Origin of the sequence: Paenibacillus nuruki (assembly GCF_001721045.1) — a bacterium.
In the GTDB taxonomy this organism is placed as follows: domain Bacteria; phylum Bacillota; class Bacilli; order Paenibacillales; family Paenibacillaceae; genus Saccharibacillus; species Saccharibacillus nuruki.
The window spans coordinates 103,128-120,361 of the sequence record NZ_MDER01000032.1; the positions used below are offsets into that span (position 1 = coordinate 103,128).

The window sequence follows — 17,234 nt, forward strand, 5'->3', positions numbered from 1 at the left end:
GGCTACACAAATGGCTAAAACAGCACCAGAAATGGAAGAATATAAATATGGTTTCCGTGATGAGCATAAGTCGATTTTTCAATCCGGTAAAGGACTGAATAAAGAGATCGTAATGGAAATTTCTCGCATGAAAGATGAGCCTGAATGGATGTTAGAATTCCGTTTGAAAGCTTTGGAACAATTTGAAAAAATGCCTATGCCAGACTGGGGCGGCGACATTAGTGACTTGGATTTCAACGATATCCAGTACTATGTTAAAGCATCTGAAGGACAAGGTAAGACTTGGGAAGAAGTACCGACTGAAATCAAAGAAACTTTTGACAAATTAGGTATTCCTGAAGCAGAGCAAAAATTCTTGGCTGGTGTATCCGCTCAGTATGAATCTGAAGTGGTCTACCACAGCATGCAAAAAGAATTGGAAGATCAAGGCGTTATCTTTATGGATACTGATACAGCTTTGAAAGAACATCCAGAAATTTTGCGCGAATACTTTGCTACAGTTATCCCTACAACCGATAACAAATTTGCAGCATTGAACAGTGCAGTATGGTCAGGCGGAAGCTTTATCTATGTACCGAAGGGCGTACAATGTGAAGTGCCTTTGCAGGCTTACTTCCGTATTAACTCCGAGAATATGGGTCAATTTGAGCGTACGTTAATCATCGCAGACGAAGGCAGTATGGTTCACTATGTAGAAGGCTGTACAGCGCCGATCTACAGCACGAACTCATTGCATAGTGCTGTTGTTGAGATCATCTGTAAAAAAGATGCTCGTGTACGTTATACAACGATTCAGAACTGGGCTCCAAACATCTACAACTTGGTAACCAAACGTGCTGTTGCTGAAGAAAATGCAACTATGGAATGGGTAGATGGTAACATCGGTTCTAAATTAACAATGAAATACCCTGCGGTTATCCTTAAAGGACGCGGTGCTAAAGGTATGGTATTGTCTATCGCTGTTGCAGGTAAAGCACAACATCAAGATGCTGGCGCAAAAATGATTCACCTTGCACCAGATACAACATCTACGATTGTGTCTAAATCGATCAGTAAACATGGTGGTAAAGTAACCTATCGTGGTCTAGCATCATTCGGACGTAATTCCGAAGGTTCTAAGTCCAATATCAAATGTGATACGCTGATTCTGGATAACCAATCCACTTCAGATACGATTCCGTACAATGAGATCAAGAACGATAACATCACTCTTGAGCATGAAGCGACCGTATCTAAAGTATCTGAAGATCAACTCTTCTACTTGATGAGTCGTGGTCTAAGTGAAGATGAAGCAACCCAAATGATCGTTATGGGCTTTATCGAGCCATTTACAAGAGAATTGCCTATGGAATATGCAGTAGAAATGAACCGTCTTATCAAGTTTGAGATGGAAGGTTCTATCGGTTAATTCCTTTTATAGCAAGGATTTTGAATTGAAAAGAGGGACAGAAAAGGGGATTGCCCCGATTCTGTCCCTTTTTTTGTTAAATAAATGTATTTTTATATGGACTAAGTTAATTATTTTTGATCTTATCAGTAATGGAGATATGTATCAACAGTTGCTTTAACACTTGTGTGTTTGAGTTTCTCGAATACTTATTTATATATTCTAAATATATTTTCATTTAATGAATTGTAACTTCTTCATGAAAAATATTTTAACCTTATCCATTTAATAATGATATTGATAATTTATTTATGAGCAGAGCCAGAGCCGTATTAGCTGTCTAAATATCTAATACGGCTCTGTTTCATTTCTCAACTATCTTTAAATTATGATCTTTCTGCAATACCCCAAGTAGGAGCAGTGCCAAATCCATGACCTAAAATAATAATTGATCCTTCTCCATGCCCAAAAGCTGGAGTACCACTTAAACCGTGCGTCATATCTTATCCCTCCTTTTCTATTTATTATCCATTAGATACAGTTACTTGTAAATTATATTTTATCTATTATTACGGTATATAAAGTAATTAAAAATGCGATTGATGTAGCTAATATTATGTAATAAAGCATATACATCATTCCTTATATTTTCAAAATGAACTAAAAGTATTGAAGCAGAAAAAATTAATAATCTTCCAGCAAAGAAGACAAATTGTTATAGTTCATTTTATTTTTTAGATATATGTGTTGCCAACCACATATATCTATAGTATTATTTAGTTGCCGGCAACATAAATATATTGGAGGAATGTGAAATGAAAAATATATGGGACTCTATAAATGTAGGTCATATGAAACTTAATCATCGATTAGCCATGGCGCCGATGACTCGAAGTCGTGCACATGCAGATGGAAGACCAGGCGATTTAGCGGCTCTGTATTACGCTCAGCGAGCTTCACTTGGACTTTTAATCAGTGAAGGAACGCAACCTTCTGATGATGGTCAAGGGTATTTAACAACTCCAGGTATTTATACAGAAGATCATATTAAAGCATGGAAAAATGTAGCGGATCAAGTGCATGAAAATAACGGTTATCTATATATTCAATTGATGCATGTCGGAAGAATGTCTCATCCCGATAATACGTCACATCATCGTCAAGCACTGGCACCTTCAGCTATTGCTCCTCAAGTAGGTATGTTTACAGCAGAAGGAATGAAAGATATTCCCATTCCTAAAGAAATGACTATAAAAGAAATTGAACGTACGATTCAAGAGTTTCGTCATGCTGCTGCGTCGGCGATTCGTGCGGGTGCAGACGGTATCGAAATTCATGGAGCAAGTGGCTACTTATTCCATCAGTTTTTTGCCAACAATGCTAATCAGAGAACAGATCAGTATGGAGGTACGATTGAGAATCGTGTTCGTTTTGCTTTAGAAGTCGTAACTGCTGTTGTAGAAGAGATTGGAGCAGATCGTGTAGGTTTTCGGATTTCCCCGGGTATGGCTCTTGGAGGAATCGTGGAAGAAGATGCTAATAAAGAGTTGTACCTTTATCTAACGAACCAATTGAATGCATTGAATCTCGCTTACTTGCATATCGTATACAATCAAAATGATGAATTTCTCAAAGAAGTTCGCCAAGCATGGAAATCGGTTTTACTCGTTAATCGACCGGATCGCGCTTTAGAAGATATTGGAACAGATATCGAAAATGATCTGGCAGATATCGCATCTATAGGTCGTTGGGCTATCGCTAATCCAGACTTTGTAGAACGATTGAAAACAGGTACAGATTTGAATGAACTTAACCCAAATGGATTGTACGCAGGGGGTCGTGAAGGATATACTGATTATCCTACACTAAAAGAAAAGAAGTGATATAACGTGACACAATCATCTGACATTTCAAGTTATTCAGCTAATTTTTCTATATTTGCTTTGGCACGATCACATAGAGGATTGGCGGCGCAGTTATTACGCAAAATCGGATTATATCCGGGACAAGAAATTATGTTGATGCAGCTAGGTGACAAAGATGGGCAATCTCAAAATAGCTTGGGAAGAACATTAAGACTGGATCATTCGACAGTCGCAAAATCGGTAAAGCGCTTAGAAGATGGTGGATTTGTTATCAGAAAGCGATCCGAAGAAGATAAACGAATTACAAACGTCATGTTAACAGATAAAGGTAGACAGGCTGTAAATGAGATTGCCGAAGTATGGAAAGCCTTAGAAGACATTACTCTAAAAGATATTTCAGAAGAAGAATTGAAAATGTTTATACGCATTTCTAACCAGATGACTGCCAACGTAGAAGCCTTTTTAGATATCGACGACACGTTATAACAAAGAAATAAAAAATTCAATCAAGATACAAGGAGATGACCACATGGGAAAAATGAATGCGATTGTTATTTCTAATTACGGTGGACCTGAAGTCATGGAATTAAAAAGTATAGATATCCCTGTTCCTCAAGCCGGACAAGTGCTTGTACAGATCAAATATGCGTCTGTTATACCGTTAGATTTTAAAATTCGTAATGGCTGGCTCCAAGTGGTATTCCCAACTTCGTTTCCTTATATTCCGGGTAACGCTATGGCAGGAGAAATTGTATCTGTAGCTGCTGATGTGACAGACTTCCAACCTGGAGATCGTGTCTTTGGAATCGCTAATGGTTCCTATGCTGAATACAGTGTAGCTGCAACCAACCAATTAGTGAAAATGCCAGATCATCTGAGCTTTGAAGATGCAGCGACTATTAAAGGTGGTGCAGACTCTGCTTGGAAAGCTTTATTCACAGAAGGAAATCTAGAAAAAGGTCAGACGGTACTTATTCATGCAGCCGCAGGTGGTGTAGGTCAATATGCTGTCCAATTGGCGAAATGGAAAGGGGCTACCGTGATCGGAACAGCATCTACTTCCAATATTGAATTTATCAAAGAATTAGGTGTAGATCAGGCGATTGATTATACAACTACTTCGTTTGAAACAGAAATTGATCAAGTAGATGTAGTCGTGGATCTGGTGGGTGGAGAAACAGAAGATAAATCGTGGAGCTTACTGAAAGAACAAGGAATATTGGTATCTCTAGTAAAACAACCTTCACAACAGAATGCGGACTTGTATCATGTCACCGCCAAATTTAATACTGAAAACCCTACACCAACCGATTTGGAGACCATCACTCGTTTAATAGCCGACAAAACGTTAAAAACAGAAATAGATAGTATTTTCGATTTGAAAGATGCTTCAGAAGCTTTGCAAAGAAGTGAGAGTAGACGAGGTAGAGGCAGAATTCTTTTGAAAATCTAAAAGAATATTTATTGTTAACATAATCATTTGACGATAGAAGTAGTGGAACTTTATGCTAGGTAAAGTTCCACTACTTTGTATATCGACAAGTCTTTTTTTGTATTGTTTTGCATAGTGAATGTCGATTATTAAATTCTATTTCAACTAAAAAAGGAATGAACCAACATGAAAAGCAGGCAAGAAGCGATAGATTACTGTATGGCATACGATAATGTATATGCAGATCATCCGTTTAAAGATGACAACTGGACTTTAATCAGACACCAGCACAACAAAAAAACGTTCGCATGGATTTTTGAAAGAGAAGATCATATCTGGATAAATGTGAAATGTGAACCGGGTATGATCGAGCAGTGGCGCGAAGAATATGAGTCTATCATACCTGCATATCATCTTAACAAAGACCATTGGAATTCGTTGATATTGGACGGTTCTATTTCGGCAAAAGATATGAAGTACTTAATCAGTACCAGTTATGAAATGACCAAGTAATATTCTGTTATACAGTCCTTATCTATAAAGGCGAAGTAAATGGTTCGCATCTGGGAAATAAACTATCTTTATTTTCTTGTGTTAGGACGGAATGCGAATTTCTTTTTGCTCTTCCCAGCAGAAGCGGAGAAAGAAGTATACCCACCTGCATACATCTGCCCGATCTGATACCCATGTGCTTTGGCGAGTTCTGCGGGACTGTTATGTTGTTCTTGTTCTAACAATTTCAATAACACGTTAGCGGTGGCTCGTGCATCTTCTAATGCATCATGATGATTAAATGTAATCCCATAATGATTAGAAATGATATTTAATTTATGAGAAGGCATATGTGCCAGTATTTTTTTACTCAATAGATACGTACAATAATAGTTAAAAGCCGGATAGTTCAGTGATGCACGATCCAGACAATAACGTAACACACTCATATCGAATGAAGCATTGTGCGCCACAATCGATTTATTTTCAAAAAAAGGCAATAGGGTTGGCCATAACTCTTGAAAAGTCGGTTGTCCTTTCACCATATGAGGGGTAATCTTATGAATACTAATATTCATCGGATCAAAATGTTGATCTGGATTGATCAACCATTCTTGTTCAAATACAATTTTGCCTTGGGCTACTTCTACGATTCCAATCGAGCAGGCGCTAGATCGACTGGAATTGGCAGTTTCAAAGTCAACAGTAACAAAATCCATACTATTTTAAGCTCCTATCTATTCTATGGTGTAGACAAAAAATAGCTGAGAACGCAAACATCGTTCTCAGCTTATTCCTGTTCTTGCGGTCATATCTTTACATAAAAATTTCTTCAATATCCAAATTCGATTGCATCGCCAAGTCTGTGAATCCTTTATCCGTTTTGATCAATGGACGGAAGAAGTCAGATGGGTTAGTCATAATAATCTGACCAACTTCTCCAGAACTGAGCAATACTTGTTTGCCTATAAAATTGGGCAACATATTTCGGATAAACGTTTGCGCGGTTTCGGCGTGCAATTGACCAAAGCTCATTTTGTGCAGTTCTTTCAATACACGTAACAATTCTTGTTTGGTCTGATACACTCGTGCTGTCGTCATAGCGCTGTATACATCCGCTACAGCTGTAATACGTGATAAAGGGTGTATTTCATCAAGGCTAAGTCCGTGAGGGTATCCTTTGCCATCCATACGTTCATGATGTTGCAAAGCAACCATTGCACTGATCTTATCTCCTGTAGATTGCATAATGATATCATGACCATAAATCGTATGACGCTTCATTTCTTCGAATTCTTCTGTAGTTAGCCGACCGGGTTTATTTAAAATATGACTCGGTATTTTGGATTTACCTACATCGTGTAGATAACCGGCTTTGCCTGCTTGATATGCTTCTTGTTCTGTATATCCCATCCATGTCGCTAAATAATAAGATAACATCCCTACTTGAAGAGAATGAGTATAGGTATAATTATTATCATCGTTGAGAAAAAGTAAAACAGATACGACATCTTTTTGTTCTTGTAATTCTGTAAGTAAAGGTTCTAGCTTGTCATCTACCTGACTGCCATCGAATTCTCCGCGCGCCGCAGCATTCAAAAATAAATCTTCAAATCCTTCTAAAGCGCTATTAAATTGAACTTTAGCATCTTGAAGGGGATGGCTAGATAAAGATTGGCTAATATCGGCAGGTTCTGAGAAAACTTCTTCAATGTCGACATCATCCACACCATGCTGTAGCAGCTTGGCAATATCTTCCCGCTGAAGAGTATGGCCCTTTTGCATAATATGAATGCCGAATGTATTGAATGTATCTCTAAGAAGCGTATCTCCCGGCTTCAAATCGGTAACATGCACTCTCAATAGTGGGCACCCCGTTTATTAAACAAATTGTAAATGTATCATATCAGGAAAAAAAAGCAGGATCAATGGTTAAAATCAGTTCCTATAGCTCAAGATTTTGGCTGAGTAGGGTTCCAAGGACCTGTTTGAACCCCTTTCCACTCTGAACCATCTGCCCAGATCTCTTTTTTCCAAATTGGTACGGTTTCTTTGAGACGTTCTATAGCAAATCGACTGGCTTCATACGCATCATTGCGGTGAGCAGAAGAGACAGCAATAATCACGCTGGTCTCCGCTATGCCAACAGTTCCTATACGATGACTGATCGCACAACGTGTTCCTGTCCATGTGGATGCAATATGATCTCCAATCTTCTGTAACTGATGAAGTGCCATAGGTATATAAGCTTCATATTCTAAATGAACAGTTTGCATAGCACCTGTCATTTCACGAGTGGTTCCGATAAACGTGAGTGTTGCCCCGTGATTGGGATCAATCACTTTAGCGATCACTTCTTCAGCTTGTAAGGGCTCACTGGTAATGAGGTATAAACCGTCCGGTGTCTGTGAAGTGCTAGGTTCTATTCCTGAGCCACCGGATACAGGAGGAATCAAAGCAATTTCATCCACAGGCTTAATGATATTATCGGCTAAAGCATACTCTTGATTAACAGCTGCGAAGGCTCCTTGAATCATTATTTTTGCTTCAGGATATTGCCTAGACAAAAGTTCTTTCATTTGGGCGACTGATATGTCCTGAGATTGCGGAATTTCTATAATAACTTGCGATTTGCCAACACGTTCAGCAAGACCTGCAAATAATCGGATAGTATATTGTTGCATAGTATTAAACGCCTCCATGTGCTTTTTGGATCTCTTTAATATATCATAAGTTCATATAGCTATTATAACCCTAATTCAAGGGATCGGATGCAGGAGGATATACAAATGATGGACATGAATGAAGTTGAAGATACATTAACACTATTACACACGAATGATATCCATAGTCATTTTGAAAATATGGGTGCGATTGCAGCGATAGTAGCCGATCGTAAGCAAAAATGTGGTGAAGATCAACTATTGGTACTGGATATTGGAGATCATATGGATCGGATGTCTATCGAGACAGAAGGATCGTCAGGTGGAGCCAATATCGATATTATCAATATGACCGGTTATGATGCGATAACGATCGGTAATAACGAAGGTCTGACGTATACACCAGAATTATTGAATCAAGCGTATGCGGGTATTAGCTGCCCGATTATTTGTAGTAATGTAGAAGAGATAGAGAGTGGTGTTCCGCCTGTATGGATGGAGACACATCGGATTATTCACAAAGGAACATGGAAAATAGGTCTTATCGGAGCAACAGCGCAATATAGCGATTATTATGAACTCTTAGGTTGGAATGTTAGTGATCCTATATCTAGTCTAGCGCCATGGGTAGCCAAGCTACGGGGCGAGGTAGATTTATTGGTTGTGTTGTCTCATTTGGGATTACCGACCGATCAGAAGCTTGCTGAGCAGTTACCTGAGATCGATGTGATTTTGGGAGGACATAGTCACCATGTGCTAGATCGTCCGCTATGGATCGGGACAACGGTACTTGGAGCCGCAGGCAAATTCGGTCAGTATATCGGAGAAATGGTCTGGAAAAAAGATACACAAGGCGCTCGTGCTCATCTACTGGATGGTGGATTAATTCCAATCACCGAAAATATGGAACGAGATGTCTCTATTGAAAATGCGATTGTTCTTCATCGACAACGTGCAGAAGAACGTATGAATCGTACAGTCGCCATGTTAGAAGCGCCTATTGAAATTAATTACGAAACAGAGTCTCCATTTGGTAATTTGCTTGCACAGGCTGTACGTCAATTTACAGGGGCAGAGTTGTCGATCGTGAATGCAGGTCAACTACTGGCTGATCTGCCCGCAGGAGAAGTGACAGAAGGTCTGCTACATCGTCTGTGTCCATCGCCTGTTAATCCATGTGTAACCTTGCTTCAAGGGAAAAATATCAAATTAGCGTTAGAGCAATCATTGTTGCCTGAATTTACACACAAAACGATTATGGGATTTGGTTTTCGAGGTAAAGTATTAGGTTGTCTCTGTGTAGATGGCATTGATATCTCGTATGATCTATCACGACCAGCTTATGATCGTATTACTCATATTCAGTTAGGGGATCAACCACTCGAAGCTGAGAAAGAATACAGTGTAGGTTGTCTGGATATGTTTACATTTGGGATTGGATATATGTCGCTTAGTGAAAGTAACGAGGTCAAATATATATTGCCTGAATTTATCCGCGATCTATTACGGATGCAGTTACAGACACCAGGAGCAGCGTTAGCGTCTGCCGAAAAACGATGGTTTATGGTATGATAAATGAGATCTTGCGTCATATTTTGCATATTTAATGAGTCAAAGAACGTTATGCAATACATGATTTAAGGTTAATACATGAAATAAGGTGAAAGCAAATGACAGTAATACAAAGAAGTGAATGGCCACTCAAAGAGTTATCCCCAAGTTATGATCCGTGGGACCCGTTGCTATCACTTCGCAAGTTTGGACGTAATACGTTAACCAGTGTCGAGATGACGGTGACGAATCTGTGCAATATGCGTTGTGAACATTGTGCGGTTGGAGATTCACTGGTCATGCGTGAACCTGATATGATTCCTTTGCCTTTGATGCTCAAACGATTAGATGAAGTAGAACATCTTCAGACGATCAGTATTACAGGTGGTGAACCGACTTTCCGCAAAAAAACGGTGGATGAAGTCATCGTGCCTTTGCTTAAATATGCGCGTGAGCGTGGTATTCGTTCACAGATCAATTCTAATTTAACATTGGATATTGGTCGGTATGAGAAATTATTGCCGTACTTAGATGTGATGCATATTTCATTTAACTATACATCGGTAGATGATTTTCATGAGGTGGGTTTTGCGAATAGCGGACATCCTGTTCCTCGTGAAGTCGCTGTCAAAATGTATGATAAAATGATTGAAAATTCTCAAATATTAAGCAAAGCCGGTATGTTTATTTCGGCAGAGACGATGATCAATTATCGTACTCATCACAAGTTGCCTGAGATTCATCGATTGATCAAAGAAATGGGTTGTCGTCGTCATGAAGTTCACCCAATGTATGCGGCTGACTTTGCAGCTAATCTACCTGTAGTTTCACTGGCTGAATTCCGCACAGCGATTCATGATCTGTTGGATCATCGGGATCAAGACATGTGGATGTTATTTGGAACATTGCCGTTTTTTGCTTGTAATTCAGAAGTGGAAGATCGTCAATTGATTCAGCGTCTGCGTCGTGAACCTAATGTTACCGTCCGTAATGATCCAGATGGACGTAATCGGGTCAATGTGAATATGTTTACAGGTGATGTATTTGTAACCGATTTTGCAGCGATTCCAGCGTTTGGGAATGTGTCTCATAGTCAGCTTGACGATGTATTTAGCGAATGGAGTAACAATCATCCGTTAAATCAGACTGTCAATTGCCATTGTGATATTGCATCTTGCTGTGGACCGAATCTATTAGTTGCAGATATGTATTACAAAGATACAGATTTTAAATCAAGACAAGCTATTTTGTAATTCAATAAGCATTTTGCGTTATCCACTGAAGTAAAATAGAGACAACAACAGAATAACGCAGAATGCTGATTAACTATGGAAGAAATGGGGCGTTCTGGTTGGGCCATTCGGAGTTTGAGATAGGAACTTTAGTATTGAATTTGGCTTTGGTTTTACTGCTCGTATTTTTAAATGGCTTTTTTGTAGCTGCTGAATTTTCACTTGTGAAAGTACGCCATTCTCGCTTGACTCAATTAGAGAGTGAAGGCAACAAGCTTGCAGGATACGCGCTTAAGGTCAACAAGAAGCTGGATGCTTACTTATCAGCTACCCAATTTGGGATTACGCTGGCATCTCTTGGACTCGGTTGGATTGGTGAGCCTGCGATCTCGGAATTACTTGTCGAACCAATTATGTATAAGTTAGGATTCGGTGAATCTCCATTAGTTACGACGATTTCCGTTATTATTGGTTTTGCTGTAATTACATTTCTACATATCGTTATAGGGGAATTGGCTCCAAAATCATTAGCGATTCAGCGTACAGAAGGCGTGTCGTTATTGCTTTCAGCACCATTATTATTCTTTTACCGTGTATTTTTCCCGTTTATCTGGGTATTAAATGCAGCTGCTAACGCTGTATTGCGTACAGTAGGTATTGAACCTGCTAATGAAGCTGAAGCTGCTCATTCGGAAGAAGAAATCCGGATTTTGATGAATCAAAGTGCCAAAAGCGGTGTGATTGATGAAGGCGAAATGGAACTGATGAACAATATTTTTGAGTTCTCTGATTTACTTGCTCGTGAAGTCATGTTGCCACGTACCGATATGACTTGTTTGTATACGAATTTGTCCAAAGAAGAAAATTTGGCGATTATCAATGAAACCAAACATTCACGTTACCCTGTAGCCGTAGAAGATAAAGACCGAATTATCGGTTTTGTGCATATTACAGATGTATTATTATCTCCTGTAAACCAACCGTATGATTTAGTGGCGCTGGCACGACCTATTTTGAATGTGCCTGAATCAATGGAAATTAGTCATGTTTTACAGATGATGCAGAAGAATCATTCTCAATTGACATTGGTTGTCGATGAATATGGTGGAACCGCAGGGATTTTAACCGCAGAAGAGATTTTGGAAGAAATCGTAGGCGAATTGTATGATGAATTTGAAGATGAACGACCTGATTTGGAACGAGATGGCGATACCATTTCAGTCGATGGACGGATGTTGATCGAAGATGTCAATGAGTTAAGTGGTGTTGAGATCGATGATGATGAAGTCGATTCAATCGGTGGTTGGATGTTTAAAGAGCTTGAAGGTGTACCGGAAACAGGCGGTAAAGTAGAACTGGATGGCGTCACATTCGAAGTGGCTGAAGCAGAACGTCTGCGCATTATGCGTGTACGTATTTATCCTGTTCCTGAGATTGAAGATGATGATAACGATCATGACAATGATTCCGATTAAATAATAGTTGTGCTATACCATAAGTTAGATCTGATTTGAGGGCAGTGTTATGCTGCCCATCATACATAGAGATAGGAGCTACACTGATGAATGAACAGCCGAAGTTACACAAGCCTCAAGCGATGATGTTTGATATGGACGGTACTCTTTTTCAGACGGAAACGGTTCTTTTACCTGCCTATCACAAAACATTTGAAATATTAAAACAAGAAGGTCTATATTACGGAGAAACGCCACCGGAAGAAATTATTTTGAGCTGTCTGGGCATGTTGTTAGAACATATCTGGGAACGTGTTATTCCAGGTGCTGGAGCGCCTACAGTGGCACGAGCGAATGAATTATTGTTACAATTGCAATTAGACGAAATGGAAGCTGGCATCTCTGCAATGTATCCACAAGTGACTGAAACGCTACAGTATTTGCATGATCAAGGTGTACGTTTGTTTGTAGCGAGTAATGGTCTAGAAGGCTATGTTAAAGGCGCAGCCGATGTTCATCAATTAACGACTTTATTTGAAGGAGTATACAGTGCTGGAGAGTACAATACGGCTTCCAAAGTCGATCTGGTGAAATTATTGATGACTACCCATCATGTGACCGAAGCATGGATGGTCGGAGATCGTTCTTCCGATGTTGAAGCAGGCAAAAAGAATGGACAGGTTGTGATTGGCTGTAATTATGCAGACTTTGGAGATACTGCTGAACTGGAAGGTTCGGACGTGATTATTACTTCATTTGACCAATTAATTACGCTTTATGATCAAGCAGAATAACCTGTAAAATAAGGGGTTTACCTCTATATGAGTGTCCGTTATTTTACTTCTGTAACCAAATCAGTTAATCTGTAAAAGTTCAAATCGCAAATGATTGGGTACAATATAAAAATGATATTAAAGAAAGCAGGGATACAATAATGAATATTTATGACAAAGCTAATGAACTATCGAAATCGATCCGTGAAAGTAAAGAAGTAGAAGATATTACAGCTGCTATGAAACTGATCGAAAGTGATCCAGAAAGCAAACGTATGTTAGATGATTTCCGTACGCGTCAAATGGAAGTTCAACAACGTATGATGTCTGGAGATATGCCGAACCCGGAAGAAATGGAACAAATGGAAAAAGTATTTGAAGTGTTGAACTTGAACTTGAATATTCGTCGTTTGTTCGATGCAGAGCAACGTCTAAGTGTAATTATTGAAGATATCAACAAAATTATTACAGAAAGCTTGAGCGATCTATACGGCGGCGACAACGTATAATTCGTGATCATCTGTTTCAGTAAATAGCTATAATGAAATTATAACAGGTGAATAACTATCCTAAATTTAAAGTATATATTTTTTTGAATACATATGTATTTTTAAAAAGATATATCAAAATAGTGCCATCACAAGCGCCTCTAGCCAGATATCTATGGTTGGAGGCGCTTGTTTTTGTGCTATAATCAATTCAGAGTGATACAGATCAAGAACGGTGGTGTTACAGTTGGAAGAACAGGATGAGACGATTACAAAGCATGAGCAGTTATTGCAACATATTGAAAAGCTACAAGTAGGCAGTAAAATTTCTGTTCGTAAACTAGCCAAACATATGGGAGTGAGCGAAGGAACTGCTTATCGTGCTGTGAAAGAAGCCGAAAATATGGGAATCGTAGTGACCCGTGAACGTATAGGTACGATACGTGTAGAAAAGAAACCACGCGGAATCTCAGAGCAACTTACATTTGCTGATGTCGCTGAGATTGTCGGCGGTCAAGTGTTTGGCGGAAGCGGTGGACTGAATAAAACGCTTGTGAAATATGCGATCGGTGCGATGAAAGTCGAAGCGATGATGCGTTATGTTGAAGCAGGAAGCTTATTGATTGTCGGTAACCGTGAAGATGCTCATTCGCTTGCACTGGAACATGGAGCAGCTGTTTTGATTACCGGAGGATTCGGCACGAGTACAGAAGTGAAAGCTTTAGCAGATCAATGTGATTTGCCTATTATTTTATCCCGTCATGATACGTTTACAGTGGCTTCAATGATCAACCGTGCTATTTTTGACCGAATGATCAAAAAGAAAATTATGCTGGTTGAAGATATTATTGCAGGTAAGCCGAAGCCAGAAGTGCTTAAAGCTTCAAGTACAGCTCAAGATTTTCGTGAAATGACTGAGAAAACAGGCTATGCACGTTTAGCGGTCGTGGATGAATGGAATCGAGTGATTGGGATTGTAGGACGAAAAGAAATCGAAGAACTACCCGCAGAACAGCCAATCGAAAAAGTATTAATTCGTCGCCCGATTACAGCGACGTTACAGACTTCGCTTGCTTCAGCCGCACAGACGATGATGTGGGAAGGTGTCGACTTTTTACCAATCGTCGATCGTAATCGCAAATTGATCAGCACGGTGACCCGTCATGAAGTACTGCAAGCGATGAGAGATGCCCAGCAACAACCGAATACAGGTACAGGTGAAACATTCGATCATTTGATCTGGAATGGATTTGCAGAAGAAAAAGATGAAGATGGTGGTATCGTATTCCATGGCTTTATTACCCCGCAGATGGCTACCGATTTGGGAACTATTTCCGAGGGGATCTTAACAACAGTCATGATCCAAGCAGCAACACGTACCGCCAAATTACTAAGCGGATTCGATTACGTGTTAGACAATATGAGTACGTATTTTCTACGTCCGATACAGATTGAAGATGCGGTAGTCATTCGTCCAATTGTACTCGAATCCAGCCGCCGCACATGTAAGTTAGAAATCCAAATGTCCTACGATGAACTACCCGTAGCCAAATGTATCCTAACCTTACAATCCATTGACCACTAGCACTTGGCACCATAAGTGCGCCTAGTCCAATAAAAAAGTGATTTTTGCAAAGCAAAATATCTTACGATCAGCACTTGGCACCATAAGTGCGACCCATTTCAGTAAAAAGTGATTTTTGCAAAGCAAAATATCTTACGATCAGCACTTGGCAGTATAAGTGCTATCCACATTCAATAAAAAGAAGCGCTACAGGTGATTTGATCCTGTAGTGCTTCTTTTTTTACAAAATTCCTATTTCATGTATCCATCCTAGTCTCACTACAGCAACCCATCATCAGACCTGGAATTTCTCGACCATTCTTTTTAACTCTTGAGCGACATCAGATAATACTTCAGAAGAAGCAGCAATTTCTTCCATCGTAGCTAATTGTTGTTCAGTTGCAGCAGATACCGATTCAATCTCACCTACCGAGGTATTCGTAATGTCTGACATTTGATGAACCGAACGGATCACTTGCTCTGTTCCTTTTGAAAGTGTAGAAGAAGCATCTGATACACTTTGGATATTGAAAGTCACTTCTTGTACATACTGACGAATCAGGCCAAATGATTGTTCTGCCGTGTGCACAGCCGAAATACTTTGAAGTACTTCTTGAGAGCCTGCTTCTGTACGATCAACAACTGTGTGAATCTCAGACTGAATACTATCGATTAGAGCACTAATCTGACTGGCAGAAGAAGAAGCTTCATCAGCTAAGTTACGAATTTCTTTAGCCACTACACTAAATCCTTTACCATGTTCTCCTGCACGAGCAGCTTCGATTCCGGCATTCAGTGACAATAGATTTGTTTGCTTAGCGATCTGCGCAATCACATTAACAATCTGTCCTATCGTTTCTGAATGATTGTTAAGACTATGAACCGAACCGGAAAGCTCTCCGAAAATAAATTTCAATTTATTGATTTCCGTATCAGCCGCTTTGAGAGCGGTATCGCCTTCATTAACTTTGTCTGAAGCCATAACTGCTTTGGAAGCCACTTCTTGAGCACTACTTGCGATTCCTTGAATACCATCTGCCATTTGGTTCACGGTGGTTGACGTATGCCCTACATATTCCATTTGACGATCTGAGCCTTCAGCCATTTCTTGAATCGATAAAGCGATATGTTGAGAAGCGTTAGACGTCTCACCAGCGCTCGCTGTTAATTGTTCGGATGAAGAAGCAAGATGAAGGGATGTATCTTTTAAATGAGACACCATCTCTCGTAGACTGTTTGTCATCGTCGCTAGAGCATTAGATAATGCACCGATCTCATTCTTGGATTTGATATCCCATGTGGATGTAAGATCGCCATTTGCTACAGCTTCTGTAACTTTAACCAATTGCATAATCGGTTTGGTTAGACGAGTAGAGAAAATGTAACCCGCTATAATAGCAAGGATCAGAGAGATCACTAATATAATGATACTGTTCCGTAATAGAATAGTAGAATCCGCCATAATTAAGTTATACGGCTTTTCACTAAAAATACTCCATCCGGTTAACGGATCTTTGGCATAAGAAACCAATACTCGATCTGATTTTTCACCATACGATAGTGTGCCTGCAATCCCTTGCGAAGCACTTTGGAAAGAAGGAGTATCCTTGATATCTTTATCCAGTGAATTTGTATCAGGATGAGCAAGAATTGTTCCTGTACGGTCTGCAATATAAGCTGTCTGACCGTTTGTAGAAAATTCTTTGGCATATGCACTCATATTATCTAAAGGTAAAGTCACTTGAAGCATACCACTTAGTGTGTTAGTCGTATCGAATACAGGGTAAGCAACAGTAACGATCTTTTTACCAGTCGTTTTGCTGACCAAAATATCCGAAATCACTTGTTTTTGAGTCGCCATCAATTGTTTGAAATAATCACGATCACTTGTATTGCTCAAATCGCCATCTGAACTTTTAGCAATTTGTTGTCCGTCTGTAGCGGTAAAGATAATCGCTTGAATTTCAGGATGTAATTTGCCGACAGATGATAATAAATTTTTAACTTGTGGTAATTGTGCAGGTATATATTCTTTGATCTCTGGATTCTCAGATAATTGTTGCAACATCTCAATTTCCGAATTAATTAAAGCTGTTGTTTTTTGAAGAACCAAATTCACATTCTGTTCATTCATGCTGTACGCATCTTTTTCAATTTTGTTGCTTGTACTAATCATACTGAACGTTCCGTACACCAGTAATGGAATAAGTGCGATTAACGACATAATCATAATCAATTGCTTTTTCATTGTTATTTCCCCCGATAGATAAAATCAATCAAATTTGATATTGATGATTTTATCGGTAAATATTTCAATAAGTTTAGAATTTTTG

General features: G+C 39.3%; 15 protein-coding genes. 11 read left to right on the plus strand and 4 right to left on the minus strand.

The genetic code is table 11. The features are described 5' to 3' along the window. Positions 1 to 10: 10 nt before the first annotated feature. From sufB to PTI45_RS07645, 5 genes are all read left to right on the plus strand, one after another. Complete coding sequence (gene sufB, locus PTI45_RS07625) at positions 11 to 1,408, plus strand: Fe-S cluster assembly protein SufB (RefSeq protein ID WP_069327101.1); 1,398 nt, start codon at positions 11 to 13, stop codon at positions 1,406 to 1,408. Between the two features lie 794 nt (positions 1,409 to 2,202). Next, on the plus strand, positions 2,203 to 3,270 hold the full coding sequence (locus PTI45_RS07630; protein ID WP_069326966.1) for an alkene reductase: 1,068 nt from the start codon (positions 2,203 to 2,205) through the stop codon (positions 3,268 to 3,270). A gap of 6 nt (positions 3,271 to 3,276) precedes the next feature. Next, positions 3,277 to 3,738 (plus strand): MarR family winged helix-turn-helix transcriptional regulator, encoded by a 462-nt coding sequence (locus tag PTI45_RS07635; RefSeq protein ID WP_069326967.1) that lies wholly within the window; start codon positions 3,277 to 3,279, stop codon positions 3,736 to 3,738. Between the two features lie 43 nt (positions 3,739 to 3,781). Further along, entirely contained in the window at positions 3,782 to 4,705 is a 924-nt protein-coding gene (locus tag PTI45_RS07640) for an NADP-dependent oxidoreductase (protein WP_069326968.1), read from the plus strand. Positions 4,706 to 4,870: 165 nt separating this feature from the next. Further along, positions 4,871 to 5,197: an MmcQ/YjbR family DNA-binding protein gene (locus PTI45_RS07645; RefSeq protein WP_069326969.1), complete on the plus strand. Its 327-nt coding sequence runs from the start codon at positions 4,871 to 4,873 to the stop codon at positions 5,195 to 5,197. Positions 5,198 to 5,265: 68 nt separating this feature from the next. On the opposite strand, the gene PTI45_RS07650 is transcribed toward PTI45_RS07645, so the two are convergent. From PTI45_RS07650 to PTI45_RS07660, 3 genes are all read right to left on the minus strand, one after another. Beyond that, positions 5,266 to 5,895 carry a 3'-5' exonuclease gene (locus PTI45_RS07650; protein WP_069326970.1) on the minus strand — a complete coding sequence of 210 codons (630 nt, stop codon included), beginning with the start codon at positions 5,893 to 5,895 and terminating at the stop codon, positions 5,266 to 5,268. Positions 5,896 to 5,992: 97 nt separating this feature from the next. Beyond that, a complete protein-coding gene (locus PTI45_RS07655) occupies positions 5,993 to 7,039 on the minus strand; it encodes an HD-GYP domain-containing protein (protein ID WP_069326971.1) in 1,047 nt (348 codons plus the stop codon). Between the two features lie 89 nt (positions 7,040 to 7,128). Then, positions 7,129 to 7,860, minus strand: a complete 732-nt coding sequence (locus tag PTI45_RS07660; RefSeq protein WP_069326972.1) for a molybdenum cofactor biosynthesis protein — start codon at positions 7,858 to 7,860, stop codon at positions 7,129 to 7,131. 108 nt (positions 7,861 to 7,968) lie between these two features. Here PTI45_RS07660 and PTI45_RS07665 point away from each other — a divergent pair, with 108 nt between their 5' ends. From PTI45_RS07665 to PTI45_RS07690, 6 genes are all read left to right on the plus strand, one after another. Then, positions 7,969 to 9,411, plus strand: a complete 1,443-nt coding sequence (locus PTI45_RS07665; protein ID WP_069327102.1) for a bifunctional metallophosphatase/5'-nucleotidase — start codon at positions 7,969 to 7,971, stop codon at positions 9,409 to 9,411. 98 nt (positions 9,412 to 9,509) lie between these two features. Next, positions 9,510 to 10,643 carry a radical SAM/CxCxxxxC motif protein YfkAB gene (gene yfkAB / locus PTI45_RS07670; RefSeq protein ID WP_069326973.1) on the plus strand — a complete coding sequence of 378 codons (1,134 nt, stop codon included), beginning with the start codon at positions 9,510 to 9,512 and terminating at the stop codon, positions 10,641 to 10,643. Between the two features lie 62 nt (positions 10,644 to 10,705). Beyond that, positions 10,706 to 12,097, plus strand: a complete 1,392-nt coding sequence (locus tag PTI45_RS07675) for a hemolysin family protein (protein ID WP_069326974.1) — start codon at positions 10,706 to 10,708, stop codon at positions 12,095 to 12,097. 86 nt (positions 12,098 to 12,183) lie between these two features. Beyond that, complete coding sequence (locus PTI45_RS07680) at positions 12,184 to 12,870, plus strand: HAD family hydrolase (protein ID WP_069326975.1); 687 nt, start codon at positions 12,184 to 12,186, stop codon at positions 12,868 to 12,870. Positions 12,871 to 13,010: 140 nt separating this feature from the next. After that, positions 13,011 to 13,358: a YlbF/YmcA family competence regulator gene (locus PTI45_RS07685; protein ID WP_069326976.1), complete on the plus strand. Its 348-nt coding sequence runs from the start codon at positions 13,011 to 13,013 to the stop codon at positions 13,356 to 13,358. 226 nt (positions 13,359 to 13,584) lie between these two features. After that, positions 13,585 to 14,922 (plus strand): DRTGG domain-containing protein, encoded by a 1,338-nt coding sequence (locus tag PTI45_RS07690; protein WP_069326977.1) that lies wholly within the window; start codon positions 13,585 to 13,587, stop codon positions 14,920 to 14,922. A 274-nt stretch (positions 14,923 to 15,196) separates the two neighbouring features. On the opposite strand, the gene PTI45_RS07695 is transcribed toward PTI45_RS07690, so the two are convergent. Next, positions 15,197 to 17,149 (minus strand): methyl-accepting chemotaxis protein, encoded by a 1,953-nt coding sequence (locus tag PTI45_RS07695; protein WP_069326978.1) that lies wholly within the window; start codon positions 17,147 to 17,149, stop codon positions 15,197 to 15,199. Positions 17,150 to 17,234: the final 85 nt, after the last annotated feature.